Raw genomic sequence first — 23,772 nt, 5'->3', positions numbered from 1 at the left:
GGGCTCAGTACTGGTAGAAACCGGTGCCGGTCTTGCGGCCGAGGTCGCCGGCGGTGGCCATCCGCTGGAGCAGCTCCGGCGGGAAGAACTTCTCGTCGGCGGTGTCGGTGTAGATGTTCTTCGCGGCGTTCAGCAGCACGTCCACGCCGGTCAGGTCGACCGTGGCCAGCGGCCCCATGGCGTGCCCGAAGCCCAGCTTGCAGGCGGTGTCCAGGTCCTCCGCCGAGACCACGCCGGACTCGACCAGCTTGACCGCCTCCATGGCGAGGGCGCAGATCAGCCGGGTCGTCACGAAGCCGGCGATGTCCCGGTTCACCACCACGACCGTCTTGCCGATCCCCTCGGCGAACGCCTTCGCGGTCGCCAGCGTCTCGTCGCTGGTCTTGTAGCCCCGGACCAGCTCGCAGAGCTTCATCATCGGCACCGGCGAGAAGAAGTGGGTGCCGACGACCGACTCCGGCCGCTCGGTCGCCGTGGCGATCTGGGTGACCGGGATGGCCGAGGTGTTGGTCGCCAGGATCGCGTCGGACTTGCAGATCTTGTCCAGCGCGCGGAACACCTCGTGCTTGATCTCGATCTTCTCGAAGACCGCCTCGACGACGATGTCCGCGTCGGCGGCCGCCTCCAGCTCGGTGGTCGGGGTGATCCGGCCCAGGGTCGCCTCGACCTCGGAGGAATCGATCATGCCCTTGTCGGCGAACTTCGCCAGCGACTTCCGGATGCCGTCGACGCCCCGCTTCGTGGCCGCGTCGTCCACGTCCCGCAGGGTCACCTGCCAGCCCGCCTGCGCCGCCACCTGGGCGATGCCCGAGCCCATCAGCCCGGCCCCGACGACCGCGAGTCGACCCGCCATCTGCTTCTCCCTCGCTGCGATTGAGTATCTGCCAGCACCCTAGTCATGGCCGATCGCACCGAGCGCAGCGAGGGCCGTGAGGGCATGACAAGACAGCACAGTCGGCGAGCCTGAACGACGGCTAAGGCCCTCAGATGGTGAGGTCCGGCGCCTCCGGCGCCGTGCCCCGCTCCACCTCGACCCCGAGCGCCCGCAGGTCGGCCACGAAGTCCGGGTAGCCACGGTCGACGTGGTGCACGTGGGACACCTCGGTGACCCCGTCCGCGCAGAGCCCGGCGATGATCAGCCCGGCGCCGGCCCGGATGTCGGTGGCGCGTACCGGGGCGCCGGAGAGCCGGTCCCGGCCCCGGACCACGGCGTGGTGGCCGTCGGTCTTGATGTCCGCGCCGAGGCGCATCATCTCGTTGGCGAACATGAACCGGCCGTCGAAGATGTTCTCGGTGATCAGCGAGGCGCCGTCGCTCACCGCGGCCAGGCCGATCGCCATCGGCAGCAGGTCGGTGGCGAAGCCCGGGTACGGCAGGGTGACCACGTCCACCGCCGCCGGCCGGTCGTCGGCGCGTACCCGGAAGGCGTCACCGCGGGTCTCCACCAGCGCGCCGGCCGAGACCAGCTTGTCCAGCGCGACCTCCAGGTACGCCGGGTCGATGCCGGTGACCGTGACGTCCCCGCGGGTCATCGCCGCCCCGAACGCCCAGGTGCCGGCCACGATCCGGTCCCCCACCGTGGCGTGCCGTACCGGGTGCAGCTCGGGCACACCGACGATGCGCAGGGTGGAACTGCCCGCCCCGGAGATCCGGGCGCCCATCTGGCTCAGCATCGTGCAGATGTCGACGATCTCCGGCTCCCGGGCCGCGTTGTCGATCACCGTCACGCCCCGGGCCAGCACCGCCGCCATCACCAGGTTTTCGGTGGCGCCCACGCTCGGGAAGTCCAGCACGATCTCCGCGCCGTGCAGGCCGTCCGGGGCGGCGGCGATCACGAAGCCGTGCTCGCCGGAGATGTCCGCGCCCATCCGGGTCAGCCCGGAGATGTGCATGTCCAGCCCGCGCGAGCCGATCGCGTCGCCGCCGGGATGGGCGACCCGCACGTACCCCCGGCGGGCCAGCAGCGGGCCGAGCACGCAGATCGACGCCCGCAGCCGGCGGACCAGGTCGTAGTCGGCCTCCGCGCCCGGCCGCTCCGGCACGTCGATGACCACCGAGCGGGACCGGGCCACCCCGCCCCGGGCGACCATCGGGTCGACCGGGTCGTCCGCGTCGAAGCTGACCCCGCAGCCGAGCCGGCGCAGCACCTCCCCCATGATCGCGATGTCGGTGATCCGGGGAACGTTGGTGATCACGCTCCGGCCGGGGGCCAGCAGCGCCGCGGCCATCAGCTTCAACGCCGAGTTCTTCGCGCCCACCACGTGGACCGTGCCGGCCAGGCGGGCGTCGCCGGGGACCCGGATGACATCGACGTCCTCGACCGCGGGATCACCGCCGTCGCCGGGCCCCACCCCACCCGGCCAACCGGCGGCCGGGTCGGGCCGCGCCGGGATTGTCAGGTCCGGTATCCGTAGGCTGTGCGTCATGGCCGTCCACCTCACGCGCATCTACACCAAGGCCGGCGACGCCGGCATGACCAGGCTGAGCAACAACGAGCAGGTGCCGAAGACCGATCCGCGGATCGCCGCGTACGCGGATGTCGACGAGTGCAACGCCGCGATCGGCGTGGCTCTCGCCCTGGGACAGCTCGACGACGAGCTGCGGGCGGTGCTGGGCTCGATCCAGAACGACCTGTTCGACGTGGGCGCCGACCTGGCCACCCCGGTCGAGCCGGACCCCAAGTACCCGCCGCTGCGGGTGACCGAGGAGTACGTCGAGCGCCTGGAGGGCTGGTGCGACGAGTACAACGCACGCCTGAGCAAGCTCGACTCCTTCATCCTCCCCGGCGGCACCGCGGGCGCGGCGCTGCTGCACGTGGCACGGACGATCGCCCGGCGCGCCGAGCGGGCCGCCTGGGCCCTGGTCGCTCATGATCCGGATCGCACCAGCTCCCTTCCGGCCAAGTATCTCAATCGCCTCTCCGACCTGCTGTTCATCCTGTCAAGAACGGCAAATCCGGCCGGAGATGTGCTATGGGTGCCGGGCGGCAAGCGCTGAGCACCGGAGCGCTGCACCACGTCGAGGTCTGGGTGCCGGACCTCGCCGCCGCGCGGGCGAGCTGGGGCTGGCTCCTGGGTGAGCTGGGCTGGACGCCGTACCAGGACTGGCCGGCCGGCCGGTCCTGGCGGCTCGGCCCGACCTACCTGGTCATCGAGGAGTCCCCGGCGCTGTCCGGGCGGGTCCACGACCGGCTCGCCCCGGGCCTGAACCATCTGGCCTTCCACGCCGGTCCGCCCGCCGCGGTGGACCGGCTGGTCGCGGCGGCGCCGGCGCACGGCTGGGAGCTGCTCTTCCCGGATCGGCACCCGCACGCGGGCGGACCGGGGAGCTACGCCGGCTACCTCACCGACGGGCAGGGGTACGAGGTCGAGCTGGTCGCCTCGGCCGACTGAGGTCGTCGGCCCGATCGACTGGGCTCAGGAACGGGACGGCCCGCCACCTCAGGCGGCGGGCCAGTCCTGCGAGGCGAGACGCGGCGAGGCCGCCCCGGGCGGGGCGGCCTCGAGCCAGGAGAGGAAACCGGTGACCGTGGAGCGCGCCATGGCGATCTCGACGGGCGCGTGCTGGCTGGTACAGCGCAGGATCACCCAGTCGGCGGGCATGGAGAGGCGCTCCTGACCCTCCGGGAGCCGACGGCGTTCCACCGCCAACTCCTTGCGGGAGAGCACCCGCTTGGGCCGCAGCGCGAAGCTGAACATCCGGTACCAGCGGAGCTCGTCGGCGGCGAAGCGACCGAAGCCGGGCGACCAACCGCGCCCGTCGAGCACGGTGGTGACCCGGACGCTGAGCCGGATGATGCCCCCGCTACGGGTGACCAGGGCCCGCCGGATGAAGAGGATCAGAAGCCCGGCGAGCACCACCGCGAGGCCGATTAGGATCCCTTCCACGATCTCCATCGGCGGGTCGGCTCAGCGTGCCGGAGTCGCGGGGGTGGCGCTCTCGGCGAGGACGGTGACGCCCTCACCGGTCACCGACAGGAAGCCGCCCGCGACGTCGTAGGCGACCTGCTCACCGCCGGCCTGCTTGATCCGGACCTGGCTCGGCTCGGCGAGCTGGCCGAGCAGGGGCGCGTGCCCCGGCAGCACACCCAGCTCACCCTCGGTCGTCCGGGCGACGACCATCTCGGCCTCACCCGACCAGATCTTCTCCTCGACGGCTACGAGCTCGACGTGAAGCTGCTGTGCCACGCTGTCTCCTTGCTGCGGCGGCGGATTGTCGAAAGTCTAGTCCCCGCCGTGCGGGCCACCCCAACGTGGGTGGCGAGACCTGTGCCACCCGGCATCGCGGGCACGCCGCGGCGGGCCGGCACCGTGCCGACCCGCCGGGCGTACGGGTTCACTTGGTCTTCTGGCGGAACTCCGGGTGCTCCAGCATGAACGCGTCGAGCTGCTCGTCCTTCAGCGCCGTGAAGAAGTCGGCCACGGCGGGCACGAACTTCTCCCCCCGGTACTTCGAGCCGTCGAAGACCGGCCCGCCCGGCAGCTTGATCGTCTCGATGTTCTCCGACCGGATGCCCTTCAGGGCGACCGCGAAGTCGACCACGCTGTTGCCCCGGCCGTTGAAGGTCAGCGACTGGCCCGCGGCCCGGACGACCCGGTCCAGCTTGATCGGGTTGGTCACCACGTCCGAGCCGAGGGCCTGGCTGGCCATCGCCTTGATGAACTGCTGCTGGTGGCGCTGGCGGCCGTAGTCGGCGTCCGGCACGCCGTTCTTCGGGTAACGCTGCCGGACGTAGTCCAGCGCCTGCCAGCCGTTGAGGTGGGCGTTGCCCTTCTTGTACTCCGCCTGCGGGCCGAGGTAGCCGCCGCCGCCCGGCTTCAGCGTGCGCATGGTGCCGTCCGGCTTGCGGTGCTCGGAGCGGACGTCCCGCTCGATGTACATGTCGACGCCGCCCATCGCGTCGACGATCTTCTGGAAACCGCCGAAGTTGATGATCGCACCCGCGTCGAACCGCTCGATACCGGTCACGTTCTGCAGGGTCCTGGCGAGCAGCTCGAAGCCCTGCGGGGCGCTGGGATTCTGCCCCGGGACGTTGCTGCCGTGCGACATCGCGGCGTTGAGCTTGTCGGTGCCGCCGGAGTACTCGGCCTTCTCGAACTCCGGGATGTCGACGTAGAGGTCGCGCGGCATGGAGAAGAGGTAGGCCCGGTCCATCGACGACGGCACGTGCAGGATCATGATCGAGTCGGCGAGCGGCCGGGTCTCCGCCTTGCGGGGGTCGATGCCCACCAGCAGGATGTTCAGCGGGCCCTTGATGTCGCTCTTGCGCTCCCGGGCACCGGCCGCCTGGTCGCCGAAGAGGTCGGCCTTGCCCACCGCCCCCTCGTAGCGGGACAGCAGCGCCTCGTAGCCCACCAGCACCACACCGCTGAGCAGCATCAGCACGGCGCCGAACACCGTGCAGGTACGGGCCCACCGCGGCACGCCGAACCAGATGGACGACTTGGCGCCGCCCTTGCCGGCCTTACCCACTAGCTTCTCCATTCGTCGCGCCCACGACAAGGAGACGGGCGCACGCAGCCGAATAGTTGCACCGGATCGACGCCCGTTCGTGAGCGTCGCGCTCGAAACGGTACCGCGCGTCGGCGGGAAACGCGTATGTGGCAACCGGACGGCCGGGACGGAACACCTCGTAACGGCCGAAGGCCACCCCGGCTGACGCCGGGATGGCCTTCGTATGTGTCGCGGGACTCAGCCCTGCGCCATCAGCTCCTTGGCCTTGGCCTCGAGGTCCTCGAGACCGCCGCACATGAAGAACGCCTGCTCGGGGAAGTGGTCGTACTCGCCCTCGCTGATCTTCTTGAACGCGTCGATGGTCTCGGCGATCGGGACCGTCGAGCCCGGCACGCCGGTGAACTGCTCGGCGGCGTAGGTGTTCTGCGACAGGAAGCGCTCGATCCGCCGGGCCCGGGCCACGGTGATCTTGTCTTCCTCCGAGAGCTCCTCGATGCCGAGGATGGCGATGATGTCCTGCAGGTCCTTGTAGCGCTGCAGGATCCGCTTCACCTCGGTGGCCACCGCGAAGTGCTCGGCGCCGACGAACTCCGGGGCGAGGATCCGGGACGAGGACGCCAGCGGGTCCACGGCCGGGTAGATGCCCTTGTCGGAGATCGACCGCTCCAGGTTGGTGGTCGCGTCCAGGTGGGCGAACGTGGTGGCCGGCGCCGGGTCGGTGTAGTCGTCGGCGGGCACGTAGATCGCCTGCATCGAGGTGATGGCCTGGCCCCGGACGGAGGTGATCCGCTCCTGGAGCTCGCCCATCTCGTCGGCCAGGGTCGGCTGGTAACCCACGGCGCTCGGCATCCGGCCGAGCAGCGTGGAGACCTCGGAACCGGCCTGGGTGAAGCGGAAGATGTTGTCGATGAAGAGCAGCACCTCCTGCTTCTTCACGTCCCGGAAGTACTCCGCCATGGTCAGCGCGGAGAGGGCGACCCGAAGCCGGGTGCCCGGCGGCTCGTCCATCTGGCCGTAGACCAGCGCGGTCTTGTCGATGACGCCGGACTCGGTCATTTCGGCGATGAGGTCGTTGCCCTCACGGGTGCGCTCACCCACGCCGGCGAAGACCGAGGTACCACCGAAGTTCCGGGCCACCCGGGTGATCATCTCCTGGATGAGCACCGTCTTGCCCACGCCGGCACCGCCGAACAGGCCGATCTTGCCGCCCTTGACGTACGGGGCGAGCAGGTCGATGACCTTGATGCCGGTCTCCAGCATCTCGGTCTTCGGCTCCAGGTCCGCGAAGGCCGGGGCCTTGCGGTGGATGCCCCACCGGTCGTCGGCCTGGATGGTCTCACCCTCGGTGAGGTTCAGGCACTCGCCGATCGCGTTGAACACGTGGCCCTTGACCGCGTCGCCCACCGGAACGGTGATCGGCTCGCCGCGGTCACGCACCTCCGCGCCGCGGACCAGACCGTCGGTCGGCTGCATCGAGATGGCGCGGACCATGTTGTCACCCAGGTGCTGGGCGACCTCCAGGGTCAGCGTCTTCTCACCGCCGGACAGTTGCACGTCGACGTTCAGGGCGTTGAACAGGGCCGGCATGGCGTCGCGCGGGAACTCGGCGTCGACGACCGGGCCGATGACCCGGACCACGCGACCCGTGGCCGTCTTGGTCTCCACTGGTGCAGTCATCACACTTCACTTCCCGACGCGGCCAGCGCGTTCGCGCCGCCGACGATCTCGCTGATCTCCTGGGTGATCCCGGCCTGGCGGGCCGAGTTCATCTCACGCGTGTACTTCTCGATCATGTCTTCGGCGTTGTCGGTGGCGCTCTTCATCGCCCGCCGCCGGGCCGCCGACTCGCTCGCGGCCGACTCGATCAACGCCGCGTAGATCCGCGTGTTGATGTACTTCGGCAGCAGCGCGTCGAGCAGCGCCTCCGCCTCCGGCTCGAACTCGTACGCCGGCAGCAGCCCCTCGGACCGCGGCCGGTCCTCGACCTGCATCGGGCCGATGATCTTCGCGACCGGCGTCTGGGTCATCAGGGAGTGGAACTCGGTGTAGACCATGTGCAGCTCGTCGATCCCGAGCACCCCGTCCGCCCCGGCCTTGCCCTCCACGTCGTCCGCGCCGGCCGAGAACGCCTTGATCAGCGTCTCGCCCACCTCGCGGGCGTCGGCGAAGGACGGCTGCTCCGAGAAGCCCGTCCAGTTCGCCGCCATCTCCCGGTTGCGGAACCGGTAGAACCCGACGCCCTTGCGCCCGATGACGTAGAGCACCGGCTCCTTGCCGTCGGCCTTGAGCCGGGCGATGAGCGACTCCGCCGTCCTGATGGCGTTGGAGCTGTAACCGCCGGCCAGGCCCCGGTCACTGGTGACCAGCAGGACGCCCGCCCGCCGCACCTGCTCGCGCGGGGTGAGCAGCGGGTGGTCGATCCGCGCGTTGGACGCCAGGGCCGTGAGCACGCCGGTGATGGCCTTGGCGTACGGCAGGGACGCCTCCACCCGGGCCTGGGCTTTGGCGATCCGGCTCGTCGCCACGAGCTCCATCGCCTTGGTGATCTTCTTCATCCCCTTCGCCGAGCGGATCCGCTGGCGAAGTACGCGAACCTGGGCAGCCATGGATCAGCTCTCGGCCGGGCGGTCGGTCGAGCCGTCGCGGAAGCGGGTCACCGACTCGCGGTTCTCCTCGCCCTCGAGCGGCGCGGCCGGGGCCTCGTTGATCCGGCGCTCGTCCTCCTTGCCCAGGAAGACCTGCTTGAAGTCGGCGACGGCCGAGTCCAGCGAGCCGGCGATGTCGTCGCCCCACTTGCCGTCCGCGATCGACGCCAGGACGCCCTCGTGCTTGTGCCGGAGGTACTGGAGGAACTCCGACTCGAAGCGGCGGACCTCGCCGACCGGGATGTCGTCCAGCTTGCCCTCGGTGCCGGCCCAGACCGAGACGACCTGCTCCTGCACCGGGTACGGCGAGTAGTTCGGCTGCTTGAGCAGCTCGACCAGGCGGGCACCGCGGTTCAGCTGGTTCTGGGAGGCCTTGTCCAGGTCGGAGGCGAAGGCGGCGAACGCCTCCAGCTCACGGAACTGGGCCAGGTTCAGCCGCAGCGAACCGGAGACCTTCTTCATCGGCTTGACCTGCGCGGCGCCACCGACCCGGGAGACCGAGGTGCCGACGTTGATGGCCGGCCGGACGCCCTGGTTGAACAGGTCCGTCTCGAGGAAGATCTGGCCGTCGGTGATCGAGATGACGTTGGTCGGGATGAAGGCCGAGATGTCGTTGGCCTTCGTCTCGATGATCGGCAGACCGGTCATCGAGCCGCCACCCAGCTCGTCGGAGAGCTTCGCGCAGCGCTCCAGCAGGCGGGAGTGCAGGTAGAAGACGTCACCCGGGTACGCCTCACGGCCCGGCGGGCGACGCAGCAGCAGCGACACCGCGCGGTAGGCCTCGGCCTGCTTGCTCAGGTCGTCGAAGACGATCAGGACGTGCTTGCCGCCGTACATCCAGTGCTGCCCGATGGACGAGCCGGTGTAGGGGGCGAGGTACTTGAAGCCCGCCGGGTCCGACGCCGGGGAGGCGACGATGGTGGTGTACTCCATCGCGCCCGCCTCCTCCAGGACGCCCTTGATCGAGGCGATCGTGGAGGCCTTCTGGCCGATGGCGACGTAGATGCAGCGGACCTGCTTCTTCGGGTCGCCGGAGCGCCAGTTGTCCCGCTGGTTGAGGATGGTGTCCAGGGCGACCGTGGTCTTGCCGGTCTTCCGGTCACCGATGATCAGCTGGCGCTGACCGCGACCGATCGGGGTCATGGCGTCGATCGCCTTGATACCGGTCTGCAGCGGCTCGTCGACGGACTGCCGGGCCATCACGTTCGGGGCCTGGAGCTCCAGCTCGCGGAAGCCCTCGTTGGCGATGTCACCGAGGCCGTCGATCGGCTGGGCGAGCGCGTTGACCACGCGGCCGAGGAAGGCGTCGCCGACCGGCACGGAGAGCACCCGGCCGGTGCGCTTGACGCGCTGCCCCTCCTCCAGCTTGGCGGAGTCACCGAGAACGACGACACCGATCTCCCGGACGTCGAGGTTCAGCGCCACGCCGAGCGTGCCGTCCTCGAACTCCAGGAGCTCGTTGGTCATGGTCGAGGGCAGGCCCTCGACGTGGGCGATGCCGTCACCGGTGTCGGCGACGGTGCCGACCTCCTCGCGGGAGACGTCGGTCGAGTAGGAGGAGACGTAGCGCTCCAGGGCGCCGCGGATCTCCTCCGTCGAGATGGTCAGCTCGGCCATCCTCTGCTTCCTTAAAGATCAGGGTCCCGGGATACCTAGTACCGACCGGTCCGAATGGCGTCGATCAGGGGGCTGCGGAGACGCTGGTCAGCGCTTCGCGAGCGCGTTGCGGGTCTCGTTGAGGCGGCGCAGCACGGTGCCGTCGTACAGGTCGGAACCGACCCGCACGCTCACCCCACCGAGCACCTCCGGGTTGACCGTCTGCTTGACGGAAACCTCTCGACCGTACATCGCGGAGAGGCGAGCGCCGAGGCGTCGCTCCTCCTCGTCACTCAGCGGGGCCGCCACGGTCACGTACGCGACCTGACGGTCCCGCCGGTCGGCGGCCAGCTCGACCAGCCGGGTGAGCGCTCCGCTGAAGGAACGTCCCCCGAACCCGCCGAGGGCCACCTCGACGAGGCGGACGGTGACCGGACGGGCCTTGCCGGCCAGCAGCTCGCGGACCAGTCCGGCCCGCTGCGCCACCGGCGCGACCGGGTCGGCCAGCGCCCCGGAGAGCGCGGACTGACCGGAGACGACCTGGCCGAAGCGGAACAGCTCGTCCTCGACCTCGCCGAGGTCGCCGGCGGAGTCGGCGCTGGCGAGCAGCGCCTCCACGCCGAGCCGCTCGGTGCCGCCGAGGAGTTCCGACGGCGCCGACCAGCGGCCGGAGACCAGCGAGGCGAGCAGGTCGAGCGCCTCGGCGCCGATCTTGCCGCGCAGCATCTCACCGAGCAGACCGGCACGGTCCGCGCCGGAACGCGCCGGGTCCGACAGCGCCCGGCGCAGCCGCGGCTCGCGCCGCAGCAGGTCGGCGACGGAGAGGATGTCGTCGGCGGTGGAGGCCACCGCCGACGGCTCCGCGCCGCGGACGTACGCGTCGAGGCGCTCGGCCGCGATCTTGTACGACTCCCGGCTGGCGGCCTGCATCAGCGGGCCCCCGCGCTCTCGAGACCGCTCAGGAACCGGTCGACGGTGCCCTTGCGACGTGCCTCGTCGGCCAGCGACTCACCGACGATCTTGCTGGCCAGGTCCACCGCGATGGTGCCCACCTCGGTGCGCAGCTCGCGCACGATGGTGGCCCGCTCGGCGGCGAGCTGCTCCTTGCCCGCGGCGATGATCCGGTCGGACTCCTCCCGCGCCTTGGCGAGGATGTCCTGGCGGATGCCCTCCGCGTCGGCCCGGGCGTCATCCCGGATCTTGGCGGCGTCGGTCCGCGCCTCGGCGAGCTGCGCCCGGTACTGCTCGAGGAGCTGGCCGGCCTCGGCCTGGGCGGCCTCGGCACGCTTGATGCCACCCTCGATCGCGTCGACCCGCGCCTGGAACGTCTGCTCCATGCGGGGGAAGACGAACTTCATCAGCACGAAGCAGAGCAGGATGAAGGCGACGCCACCTACCACGATCTCCTGCCAGATCGGCACGATCGGGTTGTGGGTCGACTCACCACCCTCAGCGGCGAAGAAGAACATGGAAGACCTCCCGGTCAAAGGGGGGCGGGATTAGAGCTGGCCCTGCCAGATGAAGCCGAAGGCGATACCCAGCAGCGCGAGCGCCTCGATGACGGCGAAGCCGATCCAGACGTACGGCAGGGTCATCCGCGACGACTCCGGCTGGCGGGCGGTCGACTGGATGTAGGCGGCGAAGACCAGGCCGACACCGATGCCCGGGCCGATGGCCGCGAGACCGTAGCCGATGGCGGCGGTGCTGCCCTCTACCGCGGCGTAGACGTCCATTAGTGGGTTCCTCCTGGTTATCACGCGTGACGGTCACGCGGGACGACAACTGTTGGTGCCAAGTGGATCAGTGCTCGCTAGCGAGCGCCTGCCCGGTGGATCAGTGCTCGTCGGCGAGCGCGCCCTGCACGTAGCTGGCGGTCAGCACCGTGAAGACGTACGCCTGCAGGACGATCACCAGGAACTCGAGGAAGGTCAGCGCGATGGTCATCGCCCAGGACAGCACCGAGACCGGCGCGAGCCAGGCGTTGGAGCTGAGCATTGCGAAGCCGCCGAGCGTGAAGACCAGCAGGAGCATGTGGCCGGCGAACATGTTCGCGAAGAGACGGACGGCCAGCGAGAACGGCCGGACGAGGAAGGTCGAGAAGAACTCGATCGGGATCAGCAGCGGCAGGATGTACCAGGGTGCCGGCGGGATCAGGGAGTTCTTGACGAACTTGCCGAAGCCGTGGTGCTTGATGCCGGCGTAGATGAACAGCACGTAGCTGATCACCGCGAGGAACGCCGGGAAGGCGATGTGCGAGTTCGGCGAGATCTGGAACAGCGGCAGGATCGCGAAGAAGTTGGTCAGCAGGATGAAGCAGAACAGCGTGGTGAAGTACGGCGCGAACCGCACCCCCGCGTGCCCGATCATGTCGACCGCGATGTTGTTCCGCACGAAGCCGTAGATCGACTCGGCGAACCACTGCTTCTTCGTCGGAACCAGCTGCGGCTTCCGGTAGCTGGCCAGGAAGAAGATGATCAGAACGCCGACGGCGATCCAGACCATCGCGGTGATCTTCGTGAACCAGTAGGAGTCATGCGCACCCCAGGGCAGGATGCTGGGCAGGTAGAAGTCCTCCACACTGGGTGGGAATGCCGCCTGGCCCGCTGCCAGGACGTTCGCCTGTCCGAACACCGCGTCCCTTCCTAAGTAGGCGTGCCGAGTCGGCGGACGACCAGGATGATTCCCCCGGCCATGCCGAGCACGACGCCGATCCCGGTGGCGATGCCGCCGGAGTCGAGCCACTGGTCGACCAGCCAGCCGATGAAACCCCAGACGAGCATGCCCCCGATGAGGTACGAGAGCGCGGTCCAACCCTGACCGGCGCCGGTCGGAACATCGTCCGGGCCGCCGGTGGGTCGGGGGGTTTGGTCACCAGCCATGACGGGGCGAACGATATCAGCCGGGAAGACGAGGCTGTGCCTCACCCCCCGCACAACCGTCGTTGTGTGGGCGTCTGGCGGGTGCAGTCGTCTGGGGGCACGCTACTCCCCTTCCGCCAGTCAGAGAATGACCGATCGAGGACAGTCGGGGGTGTCGTCCAACCCCTGGGACGTCAGCGCCGGGCGTGCACCCTGGTCAGCCACACGATGTGCACCCCGGTCCAGACCGCCACCCCCGCCGCGATGCCGATACACAAGGGAACCAGACCGTCCCAGCCCGTCGAGGCAACTCCGACCATGACGACACCCAGAAGGGTGAACTTCGCGGCGTAGAGACCCAGCCCGAACGGCAGCACCAGCTGCGGGTTCACCGCGTCGGCCCAGGCCAGCACCACCGTCGTCAGCGTGTAGCTGGCCGCCGTCACGGCAACCCCGGCCGCCGCGCCCAGCGCGGCGTCGCCGCCGCCGGTCACCCCGCCGAGCACCGCAGCCACCGCGCCGAGCGCCGCGGACGCGGCCAGCAGCACGGGCAGGTGGCGCAGTCGCCAGCGCCGGTCCGCGGCGGCCTCCGGCGCGCGCACCCCGGGCTCAGCCACGGGGGTACGCCGGGAAGGCGGCGACCAGCTCGGCGACCTCGCCGGCGAGCCCGGCGAGGGTGTCGGCGCCCCCGGGGGCGGCCGGGTCGGTGCGCACCGCGCGGGCGATCAGCGCGGCGACCTGCCGCATCTCCCCCTCCCGCATGCCCTGGGTGGTGACGCTCGGGGTGCCGACCCGGATGCCGGAGGCGACCATCGGCTTCTGCGGGTCGTACGGGATGGCGTTCTTGTTCAGCGTGATCGCCGCGGTGTCGCAGCGCGCCTCCGCGTCGGCGCCGGTCACCTCGACCTCGCGCAGGTCGACCAGGGCCAGGTGGGTGTCGGTGCCGCCGGAGACCGGCCGCATCCCCTCGTCGGCCAGCCCGGCGGCGAGCGCCCGCGCGTTGGCGATCACCTGCGCGGCGTACGCCCGGAACTCGGGCTGCGCGGCCTCGCGCAGCGCGACCGCCTTGGCCGCCACGGCGTGCATCAGCGGGCCGCCCTGGGTGAACGGGAAGACCGCCTTGTCGATCCGGGCGGCCAGCGACTCCCGGCAGAGGAGCATCCCGCCGCGCGGGCCGCGCAGCACCTTGTGGGTGGTGCAGGAGACGACGTCGGCGTAGGGCACCGGCGACGGGATCGCCCCGCCGGCGACCAGCCCGATGAAGTGCGCGGCGTCCACCATCAGGTACGCCCCGACCTCGTCGGCGATCTCCCGGAACCGGGCGAAGTCGATCAGCCGGGGGTACGCCGTCGCGCCACAGATGATCATCTTGGGCCGGTGGGCCAGGGCCAGGTCGCGGACCTCGTCGTAGTCGATCAGCTCGGTGTCCCGCCGGACGGTGTAGCCGACCGGGTGGAACCACTTGCCGGAGAAGTTCACCCGGCTGCCGTGGGTGAGGTGGCCCCCGTGCGGCAGGTCCATCGCCAGCACGGTGTCCCCCGGCTGCACCAGGGCGGCGTACGCGGCCAGGTTGGCGCTCGCCCCGGAGTGCGGCTGGAGGTTGGCGTGCTCGGCGCCGAAGAGCTCCTTCGCCCGGGCGATGCCGATCTCCTCCGCCCGGTCCACCTCGGCGCAGCCGCCGTAGTAGCGGCGGCCCGGGTAGCCCTCGGCGTACTTGTTGGTCAGGGTCGAGCCGAGCGCCGCGAGCACCGCCGGGGAGGTCAGGTTCTCGCTGGCGATCAGCTGCAGGCCGCCGCGCAGCCGGTCCAACTCGCCCAGCACCACCTCGGCGATCTCCGGGTCGACGGCGCTGAGCTGCTGGAAGTCCGGTCCCCAGAAGGTGTCCCTCGCGTTCTCCACAGCGAAGGAGTCTACGGAGCCGCAGACTGAAGCTCGTGAGATGCCTCGTCACCGGAGCCACGGGTTACATCGGCGGGCGGCTCGCGCCCCGACTGCTCGAGGAGGGGCACGAGGTCCGCTGCCTGGCCCGCACGGCCGGGCGGCTGCGCGACGTGCCCTGGGCGACCCGCGCCGAGGTGGTCGAGGGCGACCTGCGCAGACCGGAGACGCTGTCGGCCGCGTTCGCCGGGGTCGACGTCGCGTACTACCTGGTGCACTCGCTCGGGCAGGCCGGTTTCGAGGCCGCCGACCGGGAGGCCGCGACGAACTTCGCGCAGGCCGCCGCCGCGGCCGGCGTACGCCGGATCGTCTACCTGGGCGGCCCGGAGCCGCAGGAGGACGGCGGGATCCCCTCGCCGCACCTGCGGTCCCGGGCGGAGGTGGCGCGGATCCTGCTGGCCAGCGGGGTGCCGACGGTGGTGCTGCGGGCCGCGGTGATCATCGGGTCGGGATCGGCCTCGTTCGAGATGCTGCGCTACCTGACCGAGCGGCTGCCCGCGATGATCACCCCGCGCTGGGTGCGCAACCGGATCCAGCCGATCGCCGTCCGGGACGTGCTGCGCTACCTGGTCGGCGCGGCGGCGCTGCCCCCGGAGGTGGACCGGGCCTTCGACATCGGCGGCCCGGACGTGCTCACCTTCCTGGAGATGATGCAGCGGTACGCGAAGGTCGCCGGCCTGCGCCGCCGGGTCATCCTGCCGGTGCGCCCGTTGACCCCGTCGCTCTCCTCGCACTGGGTCGGGCTGATCACCCCGGTGCCGAACGCGATCGCCCGGCCGCTGGTGGAGAGCCTGATCCACGAGGCGGTGGCGCACGAGCACGACATCGCCCGCTGGATCCCCGACCCGCCCGGCGGGCTCACCGGCTTCGACCAGGCGGTCGGGCTGGCCCTGGCGAAGGTCCGCGACGCGCAGGTGGAGACCCGCTGGTCCACCGCGAGCGGGCCGGACGCGCCCGCCGAACCGCTGCCCAGCGACCCGAAGTGGTCCGGCGGCACGGTCTACACCGACGTCCGGGAGCGGACGGTGGACGCGCCGACCAACGCGCTCTGGCGGGTCATCGAGGGGGTCGGCGGCGAGCACGGCTGGTACTCCTTCCCGCTCGCCTGGTCGGTCCGGGGCTGGCTGGACCGGCTGGTCGGCGGGGTGGGGCTGCGGCGGGGGCGGCGCGACCCGCACCGCCTCCAGGTCGGCGAGGCGCTGGACTTCTGGCGGGTCGAGGAGATCGTGCCGGGCGAGCTGCTCCGGCTCCGCGCGGAGATGCGGCTGCCCGGCCGGGCCTGGCTCGAGATGCGCGCCGAGCCCACCGACGGCGGCGGCAGCCGCTACGTGCAGCGCGCTGTCTTCCTCCCCCGCGGCCTGCCCGGCCACCTCTACTGGGGCTCGGTCGCCCCGTTCCACGCCGTCGTCTTCGGCGGCATGGCCCGCAACATCGCCCGTGGCGCCGAACAGGCCGGCTGAGGCGGTCAGTTGCCGTCGCGGGGGCCGGTGCGGCGGTAGGTGACGTTCTCCGACGGGGGGACGAAGTCGCGGACGGGTTGATCGGCCAGGGCGGTGGCGAGGATGCGGCCCACCGCGTCGACCATCCGGGCCTGCACCGCCGCGCCGACCGCGTCCCGGGGATCGTCCGGGTTGGCGGCGATCTGGGCGACCGCGAGCTGCGGGGTGAACGCCACCACCGACTCGGTCTCGTTCCGCTCCGAGCTGCCCGTCTTGCCGGCCACCGGCCGGCCCAGCCGGGGCCGGAGCTTCTCGGCCGTGCCGCCGTCGCAGCCGCGGTACATGGACTGGTCGCCGACCGGGCAACGGGCCGCGTCCGCAGCCGCCCGGGCCACGTCGGTGTCGACCACCTGCCGGCAGTCCGGACGGCCGGCGGCGACCTCCCGGCCGGAGCTGTCGGTGATCGACATGACCGGGAGCGGGGCGCACCAGGTCCCCTCGGCGGCGACCGTGGCGTACGCGTTGGCCAGGTCCAGCGGGGTGGTCGAGGAGACGCCCAGGGTGAACGCCCCCCAGTCGCGGGCGCCGTAGCGGGCGAGCTGCGCGTCGTCCTCGGCGCGGAACTGCACGCCCAGCCGCTCGGCCATCTCGACCACCCGGTCCGCCCCGACCCGCTCGGTCAGCCAGGCGAAGTAGGTGTTCACCGAGCGGCCGAAGGCGTTCCACATGGTCCGGTAGCCGTCCATCCACTCCGGGGTGGCGTTCGCCGGACACCAGCGCCCACCGCAGCTGGCCGCGCCGTCGTCGACCGGGAACCGGGTCAGGATCCGGCTCGGGGTGACGAAGCCCGTCTCCAGCGGCAGGCCGGACTCCAGCGCGGCGAGCAGGGTGAAGAGTTTGAAGGTGGAGCCGGCCTGGTAGCCCTCGATGCCGTTGCCGCCCGCGACGAGCTGGTTGACGGTGTTCGGGTAGTTCTTCTGCCCGCGCGGGTTGTCGGCGACGCTGTAGTTCCGGTTCACCGCGAGCGCCAGCACCCGCCCGGTCCCCGGCTGGACCACCGCCGTGGGCACGGCCCGGGCGTCGCCGGTGTCGTAGATGTCGCGCACCTGCTGGATGGCGGCCCGCTGCACCGCCGGGTCGAGCGAGGAGACGATCCGGAACCCGCCGCGGCGCAGGTTGTCCTGCCGCTCGTCGGCGGTGGCCCCGAAGGCCTGCTGGGTGCTCCACCACTGGGTGAACCAATCGCAGAAGAAGCCCCAGTCGTTCTGCTGCTCGGGCACGGCGGTGCAGTCGTTCGGGGTCTCGCTGGGGAGCAGGGCCAGCGTCGTCTTCTTCGCCCGCGCCGCCTCGGCGGCCGGCGCCTGCCCGAGTTCGACCAGCCGGTCCAGCACGTACGCCCGGCGGGCCAGCGCCGCGTCGGCGTCCCCGTTGATCGGGTCGTCGGTGTCCGGCGAGCGGACCAGCCCGGCCAGCAGGGCCGCCTGGGCCAGGGTCAGCTTCGCCGGCGAGGTGGAGAAGTAGCGCTTGCTGGCGGCGGCGATCCCGTACGCCCCGGCGCCGAAGTACGCGATGTTGAGGTAGCGGGTGAGGATCTCGTCCTTGCTCAGCTCGCGCTCCACCGCCAGGGCGTACCGCATCTCCTGGACCTTGCGGGCGGTGCTGATCTCGGTGGCCTTCTTCCGCTGCTCCTTGGTCAGCCGCGGGTCGTTGCTGAGCACGTTGCGCACGTACTGCATGGTCAGCGTGGAGGCGCCCTGCCGGGTCCGGCCGTCCCGCCGGTTGACCGTGAAGGCGCGCACCACGCCCCGCAGGTCGACGCCCCGGTGCTGGTAGAAGCGGGCGTCCTCGGCGGCGACGATGGCCTGCCGCATCACCGGCGCCACCTTGGCCAGCGGCACCTCCACCCGGTCCTCCGTGTAGAAGGAGGTGATCAGGGTGACGCCGTCGTTGGCGTACAGGTTGGAGCGCTGGGCGGTCGGCGGCGTGCGCAGGCTGTTGGGCAGCTCCGAGTGGGGAGCGACGAGCGCGCCGAAGCCGCCCCCGAACACGAGGGCGACGGGCAGCGCGGCGGCGGCCAGGACCAGCCCGGCGAGCACGCCGGCGAGCAACACGGTCAGCAGCTTGTCGAGATGGGCCCGGATCATCAGCTCTCCCCGCAGGAGCCGGCAGGACCCGTCCAGCATGACCGGCAAAACTGCGCGATCCCTCACTTTTGCCCGAATCCGGAGGAATCTCGCGCTTCGGACACGCGGGGTGGCACGGGACAGGCCGCCCGGTTCACCCGGGAGAGGTCAGCCGGTGGCGGAGGAGGTCAGGGCAGCAGCGCCGAGGCGAGCGGGTGCACCGTCTCCTCGATCTCGTCGGCGACCCGGCTGAAGCACTGGTCGCCGCGGCCCCACGGGTCGTCCAGGTCGTCCGAGTGCAGCGCGGTGGTCCCCTGCCGGGCGTCGTCGACCGCCGTCACCAGGGCCACCCCGCGGGCGTACACGGCGTCCGGGGTCGCCTCCACCGGGGGCAGCGCGGCCAGGTCCACCGTGCCGAGCAGCCGGCCGAACTCACCGAGCACGAACGTCCGGGACGCGGCGTCGGGACGCAGCGCCACCACGTACTCCTGCTGGTCGGCGGTGGCGGTGAGGACCAGGTCCGCGGCGTCGATCAGATCCGAGCGGAGCTTCCGCGCGGCGAACCCGTCGACGTCGCCGCCCCGGGAGAGCACCTGCCGGGCGGCCGGCGGGTTCATCTCCTCGCCGGCGTGCCAACCGCCGGTGCCGGCGCTGTGGCTGTGCAGCAGCTCGTCCGAGCCGGCCGGCTCGACGCCGAGCCGGCCCAGCCGCTGCCGGACCGCGAACACCAGCAGCCGCTCCGCCATCGGCGACCGACAGATGTTGCCCATGCAGACGTGCAGGACGGTGAAGGGCGGCACTCAGGCCCCCTGCTCGTCGAGGATGTCCGGCGCCACCTCGCGGAGCTGGTCCAGGCGGATCGCGCCGAGCCGCAGCACCCGGGGCACCTCCCCGGTCAGGTCGACGATGGTGCTCGGCACCGGGTCCGGGCACGGCCCGGCCTCCAGGTAGGCGCGGACCGAGTAGCCGAGCTGGTCGCGCGCCTCCTCGGCGGTCAGCGCCGCCGGCTGGCCCGTCCGGTTGGCCGAGGCGACCGCCATCGGGCCGGTCTCCCGCAGCACCTCCAGCGCCACCGGATGCAACGGCATCCGCACCGCGACCGTGCCGCTGGAGTCGCCCAGGTCCCACTGGAGGCTCGGCGAGTGCTCCACCACGATGGTCAGCGCTCCCGGCCAGAACGCCTCGACCAGCTCCCGGGCCGCGCGCGGCAGGGAGAAGACCAGGCCGTCGAGGGTGTGCCGGGAGCCGATCAGCACCGGCGGCGCCTGCCGGCTGCCGCCCTTGGCGTCGCCGAGCGCCTTGACCGCGTACGGCGTGAAGGCGTCCGCGCCGATCCCGTAGACCGTGTCGGTCGGCAGGACGACCAGCTCGCCGTTCTTGACCGCCTCGATCGCAGCGGCGATGCCGCGGTCGCGGTCGGCCGGGGACCGACAGTCGTAGAGCATCACGAGGAGCCAGTCTGCCACGCCGCGGCCCCGTCGGCGTGCGGGCCGTCCCCGCGGCGGGACGCGGTGGCGAAGCGGGGCCGCCCGGCCAGGTCCCGGTGCTCCTCGATCCCCCCGTACCGGCCGTCGGCGGCGAGCAGCGCGGGCACCGCCGCCGCGTGGGTGTCGTCGTGCTCCACGCCGAGCACCCCGCCGGGGCGCAGCAGCCGCGCGGCGCGGGCCACGACCGGCCGGATCACGGTCAGCCCGTCCGCCCCACCGAAGACCGCCTCGTCCGGGTCGTGGCCGGCCACCTCCGGCGGTACGACCACCGCGCGGGGCACGTACGGCGGGTTGCAGAGCAGCACGTCCACCGCGCCCACCAGCTCGGCCAGCAGCTCCGGGTCGGTGACGTCGGCGGCCACCACCCGCACCGGCCGGTCCCCGGCGGCGGCCCGGTCGGCGGCGTTGCGCCGCAGCCACGCCAGCGCGGCCGGCGACCGCTCCACCGCGACCACCCGGGCGGTCGGCAGCTCCTGGGCGACGGCGAGCGCGATCGCGCCGGACCCGCTGCACAGGTCGACCACCACCGGCGCGGTGAGGGCCCGGGCCCGCGCGATGCCCCAGCCGGCGAGCAGCTCGGTCTCCGGGCGGGGCACGAAGACCCCCGGACCGACCGCCAGCTCCAGGTGTCGGAACGCGGCGAGGCCGGTGAGATGTTGCAGCGGCTCCCGGCCGGCCCGGCGGGCGACCAGCGCGTCGTACCGCTCGCGCTGGTCCGGGGTGAACCCGTCGGCCAGTGCCAGCCGCCCCCGGGGCACGTCGAGCACGTACGCGGCGAGCAGCTCGGCCTCGGCCCGGGCCGACTCCACCCCGGCCGCGCCGAGCGTGCGGGCCGCCCGCGCCACGGCGTGCGACGGCCGTTCGCGTTCTGACCCTTCGGAGGGGTGGCGCGGCAGGGAGGTCACGTCATAATCATGAGGCGTCGCGGCGGTCACCTCACGAGCGGGTGCGTCCGGTCGCACACCGACAGGAGGATGCCAGGTGGGGTGGCTCGACCGGGTCGACGACCAGGTTGACGCCCTCACGCACGCCCGTGACCTGCAGGAGGCGAGCCGCTCCGCGGAGGCGGTCAGCGTCCTGGACCGGGTGCTGCGCACCACCGCCGACCCCTACACCCGGGCCGACGCGCTGGTGCAGCGGCTCTGCGCGCTGATCAATCTCGGTCGGACGGCCGAGTTCACCCGGGCCATCGAGGACGCCTCCACCGCCGTCCGCGACATGCCCGAGCCGTACCTGCACGGGCACCTCAACGCGCTGGCCGGGCTCGCCGCCCACCACCAGGGCGCGCTGGACCGCTGCGTCACCCACCTGGTCCGGGCCGCCCGGGCGCTCGGCGCGGCCGAGGACCGCGACCGGGACACCGCCTGGGGCTGGCACGACCTGGCGATGGCCTACTCGTACCTCAGCTTCCACGGCTACGCGCTCGGCGCGATCGAGCGGGCCCGCCAGCTCGGCCTGGCCGCCGGGATCCCGGAGGAGGTCTTCGCCGCGCCGGGCATCCGGCTACGCAACGCGGTCGCGCTGGACCACAACGGCGACAGCGACGGGTGCCTGCGGGTGCTCCGGGACATCGCCGCCGACCTGGAGCGGTTCGTCCGGGACGGGCGGGCCGACCGGATCCGCCCGAGCAGCCTGGCCGCCTACGGCTACGCGGCGGCCCGGCGGGCCGCGCTCGGCGACCGGGTGGAGACCGACGCCGACACCGACCCGGTCCGACTGCTCGGGCACGGCGGCGACAGCGCCCGGGCCCGGGACATGCGCCAGCTCGGGCAGGTGTGCCTGGCGGTCGCCGACGGCCGGCCGATCGAGGCGATCACCCGGCTGGACACCAGCCGGGTCTCCAACGAGACGCTGGGCGCGGCCGAGCCGGCCCGGCTCCGCAGCATCGCCCTCGCCCGGGCCGGCGACCACGCGGCGGCGCACCGGGCCGACCGGGTGGCGTTCCGGCTCGCCGCGCAACGCAACGACCGGCTGCGCGACGTCTACATCGACGGCATCGCCGCCCGGATCGACCACGAGGAGATGCGCCGCGAGGCCGCCCGGTACGAGGGCGAGGCGCTCACCGACCCGCTGACCGGCCTGCCCAACCGACGGCGGCTGGAGCGCTACATCGGCGCGGTGGTGTCCCGCGGCGATCGGGTGGTGATCGGCGTCTGCGACCTGGACGGCTTCAAGGCGGTCAACACCCGGCACGGCCACCACTCCGGCGACCTGGTGCTGCAACGCATCGCCGGGGTGATCAACCGGGTGATGCGGCGCGGCGACTTCGTGGCCCGGTACGGCGGCGACGAGTTCGTGGTGGTGCTCGCCGGCGCGGGGATGACCGAGGCGGCCGAGGTGGCCCGCCGGATCGACGCCGCCGTCCGCACCGAGGACTGGGAGTCGCTGGTGCCGGGCACCCCGGTCGGGGTGAGCATCGGCTTCGCCGAGGTGGACGGCGGGAGCACGTCGCTGCGGGACGCGCTCGGCACCGCGTTCGAGATCGCCGACCGGGAGATGCTGCGCGCCAAGGCCCACCCCCGCGCCTCCTGACCGGGCGGGCGCGGGCCGCGGCCCCGGCGCGGCCGGGCTGCGGCTCAGCGGCGGGTCAGCTCCGTGTCACCGGCGAGGCGGGCGGCCCGGTCGGCCTCGGCGAGGGCGTCGAGCACGCCGTCCAGCTCACCGGCGAGCGACAGATCCAGGTTGTACGCGGTGTAGCCGATCCGGTGGTCGGTGATCCGGTTCTGCGGGTAGTTGTAGGTGCGGATCCGCTCCGAGCGGTCCACCGTGCGGACCTGCGCCTTGCGGGCGTCCGAGGCGGCCGCGTCGGCCTGCTCCTGGGCCGCCGCGAGCAGCCGGGCGCGCAGGATGCGCATCGCCTGCTCGCGGTTCTGCAGCTGCGACTTCTCGTTCTGGCAGGAGACCACCAGGCCGGTGGGCAGGTGGGTGATCCGTACCGCCGAGTCGGTGGTGTTCACCGACTGGCCGCCGGGCCCGGACGAGCGGAACACGTCGATCCGTAGGTCGTTCGGGTCGACGGTGACGTCGACGTCCTCGGCCTCGGGCAGCACCAGCACGCCGGCGGCGCTGGTGTGGATGCGGCCCTGCGACTCGGTGACCGGGACGCGCTGCACCCGGTGCACGCCGCCCTCCCACTTCAGCCGGGACCAGACCCCGTTGCCGCCCTCCGGGACGCCCTTGGTCTTGATCGCCAGCGAGACGTCCTTGACCCCGCCGAGGTCCGAGTCCTGCGCGTCGATGACCTCGGTGAGCCAGCCGTGCCGCTCGGCGTACCGGGTGTACATCCGCAGCAGGTCGCCGGCGAAGAGCGCCGACTCCTCGCCGCCCTCGCCGGCCTTGATCTCGATGATCACGTCCTTGGCGTCGTGCGGGTCCCGCGGGATCAGCAGCTCCGCCAGCCGCTCCTCGAGCGCGGGCACGCTGGCCGCGATCGCGTCCGCCTCGGCGGCGAAGGCCGGGTCCTCGGCGGCGAGCTCCCGGGCGGCGATCAGGTCGGCGCGGGCCTGCTCCAGCTCACCGGCCGCCTTGTGCAGCGGCACCAGTTCGGCGTACCGGCGGCCCACCCGGCGGGCGGTGCCCTGGTCGGCGTGGATGGCCGGGTCAGCCAGCCGCTTCTCCAGCTCGGCGTACTCGTCGAGGAGGGCGGCCAGACGCTCGCTGCTCATGCGGGGATGCTCCTTCGACGACGTCCGGGTACGAAAGGGGGCGGAACGGACGGACGCCCGCGTCCGGCACAGGGCCGGACGCGGGCGTCGTCGGTGAAGCTACTTGGCCTTCTTCGCCTGAACCTTGGCGTACTTCTGCTGGAACTTCGCGACCCGGCCGGCGGTGTCGAGGACGCGCTGCTTGCCGGTGTAGAACGGGTGGCAGGCGCTGCAGGTCTCGACGCTGATCGAGCCGCCCTTGGCGGTGCTGCGGGTCGTGAAGGAGTTGCCGCAGGAGCACTTGACCTCGGTGGTCGTGTACTCCGGGTGGATGTTGGGCTTCATGTCGCCTAGGTCCTTTCGTCAGGTGGTCGCCGGGTCGCCGCTGATCTCCCCGTCGTCTGGTGCGCGACGGACTCGGGCGTGAACCGGAACCGGTGGCCGATTGACCAGTGTGCCATGGGCGTGAGCCGACCCGACGAGCGGGCCGCACGATCGGTCCGGCTGTGGTAACGCCCGCCTCCCCGGTCGCATTCCCGCCGACCCCGACCGGCATTCCCCCACTCCCGGCTACGGTGGGAACGTGCC

At 72.0% G+C, this 23,772-nt stretch carries 25 protein-coding genes; 4 read left to right on the top strand and 21 right to left on the bottom strand.

The features are described from left to right. Nucleotides 1–4: 4 nt before the first annotated feature. Nucleotides 5–853, bottom strand: coding sequence for a 3-hydroxyacyl-CoA dehydrogenase family protein (locus V6U81_RS18325; RefSeq protein WP_334490905.1), 849 nt, complete (start codon nucleotides 851–853; stop codon nucleotides 5–7). A gap of 130 nt (nucleotides 854–983) precedes the next feature. Next, the gene (gene murA / locus V6U81_RS18320; RefSeq protein WP_334490904.1) at nucleotides 984–2,426 is read right to left on the bottom strand and encodes a UDP-N-acetylglucosamine 1-carboxyvinyltransferase; all 1,443 of its coding nucleotides are present in this window, start codon (nucleotides 2,424–2,426) and stop codon (nucleotides 984–986) included. Here murA and V6U81_RS18315 point away from each other — a divergent pair. Further along, entirely contained in the window at nucleotides 2,425–2,997 is a 573-nt protein-coding gene (locus tag V6U81_RS18315) for a cob(I)yrinic acid a,c-diamide adenosyltransferase (protein ID WP_334490902.1), read from the top strand. The genes murA and V6U81_RS18315 overlap by 2 nt on opposite strands. Continuing rightward, the gene (locus V6U81_RS18310) at nucleotides 2,973–3,392 is read left to right on the top strand and encodes a VOC family protein (RefSeq protein WP_334490901.1); all 420 of its coding nucleotides are present in this window, start codon (nucleotides 2,973–2,975) and stop codon (nucleotides 3,390–3,392) included. The genes V6U81_RS18315 and V6U81_RS18310 overlap by 25 nt, the downstream gene beginning before the upstream one ends. A gap of 48 nt (nucleotides 3,393–3,440) precedes the next feature. On the opposite strand, the gene V6U81_RS18305 is transcribed toward V6U81_RS18310, so the two are convergent. From V6U81_RS18305 to V6U81_RS18245, 13 genes are all read right to left on the bottom strand, one after another. Then, on the bottom strand, nucleotides 3,441–3,896 hold the full coding sequence (locus tag V6U81_RS18305; protein ID WP_334490900.1) for a DUF2550 domain-containing protein: 456 nt from the start codon (nucleotides 3,894–3,896) through the stop codon (nucleotides 3,441–3,443). Nucleotides 3,897–3,908: 12 nt separating this feature from the next. Continuing rightward, nucleotides 3,909–4,187, bottom strand: coding sequence for a F0F1 ATP synthase subunit epsilon (locus tag V6U81_RS18300; protein ID WP_334490899.1), 279 nt, complete (start codon nucleotides 4,185–4,187; stop codon nucleotides 3,909–3,911). A 148-nt stretch (nucleotides 4,188–4,335) separates the two neighbouring features. Continuing rightward, the gene (locus tag V6U81_RS18295) at nucleotides 4,336–5,484 is read right to left on the bottom strand and encodes an LCP family protein (protein ID WP_334490898.1); all 1,149 of its coding nucleotides are present in this window, start codon (nucleotides 5,482–5,484) and stop codon (nucleotides 4,336–4,338) included. A gap of 207 nt (nucleotides 5,485–5,691) precedes the next feature. Next, on the bottom strand, nucleotides 5,692–7,131 hold the full coding sequence (atpD, locus tag V6U81_RS18290; RefSeq protein ID WP_334490897.1) for a F0F1 ATP synthase subunit beta: 1,440 nt from the start codon (nucleotides 7,129–7,131) through the stop codon (nucleotides 5,692–5,694). After that, complete coding sequence (locus tag V6U81_RS18285) at nucleotides 7,131–8,060, bottom strand: F0F1 ATP synthase subunit gamma (RefSeq protein ID WP_334490895.1); 930 nt, start codon at nucleotides 8,058–8,060, stop codon at nucleotides 7,131–7,133. Before V6U81_RS18285 ends, atpD begins: the two co-directional genes overlap by 1 nt. A 3-nt stretch (nucleotides 8,061–8,063) precedes the next feature. Then, nucleotides 8,064–9,716, bottom strand: coding sequence for a F0F1 ATP synthase subunit alpha (gene atpA / locus V6U81_RS18280; RefSeq protein ID WP_334490893.1), 1,653 nt, complete (start codon nucleotides 9,714–9,716; stop codon nucleotides 8,064–8,066). 87 nt (nucleotides 9,717–9,803) lie between these two features. Beyond that, a complete protein-coding gene (locus V6U81_RS18275; protein ID WP_334490891.1) occupies nucleotides 9,804–10,625 on the bottom strand; it encodes a F0F1 ATP synthase subunit delta in 822 nt (273 codons plus the stop codon). After that, the gene (locus tag V6U81_RS18270) at nucleotides 10,625–11,164 is read right to left on the bottom strand and encodes a F0F1 ATP synthase subunit B (RefSeq protein WP_334490890.1); all 540 of its coding nucleotides are present in this window, start codon (nucleotides 11,162–11,164) and stop codon (nucleotides 10,625–10,627) included. Before V6U81_RS18270 ends, V6U81_RS18275 begins: the two co-directional genes overlap by 1 nt. A gap of 30 nt (nucleotides 11,165–11,194) precedes the next feature. Continuing rightward, nucleotides 11,195–11,428 carry an ATP synthase F0 subunit C gene (locus V6U81_RS18265; protein ID WP_334490889.1) on the bottom strand — a complete coding sequence of 78 codons (234 nt, stop codon included), beginning with the start codon at nucleotides 11,426–11,428 and terminating at the stop codon, nucleotides 11,195–11,197. Between the two features lie 100 nt (nucleotides 11,429–11,528). Beyond that, nucleotides 11,529–12,326, bottom strand: coding sequence for a F0F1 ATP synthase subunit A (gene atpB / locus V6U81_RS18260; RefSeq protein ID WP_334490888.1), 798 nt, complete (start codon nucleotides 12,324–12,326; stop codon nucleotides 11,529–11,531). Between the two features lie 11 nt (nucleotides 12,327–12,337). Next, a complete protein-coding gene (locus V6U81_RS18255) occupies nucleotides 12,338–12,574 on the bottom strand; it encodes an AtpZ/AtpI family protein (protein ID WP_302746006.1) in 237 nt (78 codons plus the stop codon). A 173-nt stretch (nucleotides 12,575–12,747) separates the two neighbouring features. Beyond that, nucleotides 12,748–13,170 carry a hypothetical protein gene (locus V6U81_RS18250; protein ID WP_334490887.1) on the bottom strand — a complete coding sequence of 141 codons (423 nt, stop codon included), beginning with the start codon at nucleotides 13,168–13,170 and terminating at the stop codon, nucleotides 12,748–12,750. Continuing rightward, a complete protein-coding gene (locus V6U81_RS18245; RefSeq protein WP_334490886.1) occupies nucleotides 13,163–14,452 on the bottom strand; it encodes a serine hydroxymethyltransferase in 1,290 nt (429 codons plus the stop codon). Before V6U81_RS18245 ends, V6U81_RS18250 begins: the two co-directional genes overlap by 8 nt. A 35-nt stretch (nucleotides 14,453–14,487) precedes the next feature. Between V6U81_RS18245 and V6U81_RS18240 the strand changes: the two genes are divergently transcribed. Then, a complete protein-coding gene (locus V6U81_RS18240; RefSeq protein WP_334490885.1) occupies nucleotides 14,488–15,951 on the top strand; it encodes an SDR family oxidoreductase in 1,464 nt (487 codons plus the stop codon). Between the two features lie 5 nt (nucleotides 15,952–15,956). Here the strand turns inward: V6U81_RS18240 and V6U81_RS18235 are convergent, their stop codons facing one another. The 4 genes from V6U81_RS18235 to prmC all read right to left on the bottom strand — a co-directional run bounded on the left by V6U81_RS18235 (nucleotide 15,957) and on the right by prmC (nucleotide 20,445). Beyond that, nucleotides 15,957–18,074, bottom strand: coding sequence for a transglycosylase domain-containing protein (locus V6U81_RS18235; protein ID WP_334490884.1), 2,118 nt, complete (start codon nucleotides 18,072–18,074; stop codon nucleotides 15,957–15,959). Nucleotides 18,075–18,241: 167 nt separating this feature from the next. Continuing rightward, nucleotides 18,242–18,853, bottom strand: a complete 612-nt coding sequence (locus V6U81_RS18230; protein ID WP_334490882.1) for an arsenate reductase/protein-tyrosine-phosphatase family protein — start codon at nucleotides 18,851–18,853, stop codon at nucleotides 18,242–18,244. Continuing rightward, a complete protein-coding gene (locus tag V6U81_RS18225) occupies nucleotides 18,854–19,498 on the bottom strand; it encodes an L-threonylcarbamoyladenylate synthase (protein ID WP_334490916.1) in 645 nt (214 codons plus the stop codon). Then, nucleotides 19,498–20,445 (bottom strand): peptide chain release factor N(5)-glutamine methyltransferase, encoded by a 948-nt coding sequence (prmC, locus tag V6U81_RS18220; RefSeq protein ID WP_334490880.1) that lies wholly within the window; start codon nucleotides 20,443–20,445, stop codon nucleotides 19,498–19,500. Before prmC ends, V6U81_RS18225 begins: the two co-directional genes overlap by 1 nt. 76 nt (nucleotides 20,446–20,521) lie before the next feature. Here prmC and V6U81_RS18215 point away from each other — a divergent pair, with 76 nt between their 5' ends. Next, on the top strand, nucleotides 20,522–22,072 hold the full coding sequence (locus V6U81_RS18215; RefSeq protein ID WP_334490879.1) for a GGDEF domain-containing protein: 1,551 nt from the start codon (nucleotides 20,522–20,524) through the stop codon (nucleotides 22,070–22,072). Between the two features lie 44 nt (nucleotides 22,073–22,116). Here V6U81_RS18215 and prfA read toward each other — a convergent pair whose 3' ends face one another. Beyond that, nucleotides 22,117–23,205, bottom strand: a complete 1,089-nt coding sequence (prfA, locus tag V6U81_RS18210) for a peptide chain release factor 1 (RefSeq protein WP_334490878.1) — start codon at nucleotides 23,203–23,205, stop codon at nucleotides 22,117–22,119. Nucleotides 23,206–23,304: 99 nt separating this feature from the next. Continuing rightward, nucleotides 23,305–23,529 carry a 50S ribosomal protein L31 gene (gene rpmE, locus V6U81_RS18205; RefSeq protein ID WP_088642795.1) on the bottom strand — a complete coding sequence of 75 codons (225 nt, stop codon included), beginning with the start codon at nucleotides 23,527–23,529 and terminating at the stop codon, nucleotides 23,305–23,307. Nucleotides 23,530–23,772 lie beyond the last annotated feature (243 nt).

Origin of the sequence: Micromonospora lacuserhaii (assembly GCF_036902735.1) — a bacterium.
Classification (GTDB): Bacteria; Actinomycetota; Actinomycetes; order Mycobacteriales; family Micromonosporaceae; genus Micromonospora.
This window is presented reverse-complemented; position numbering and strand designations above follow the sequence as displayed.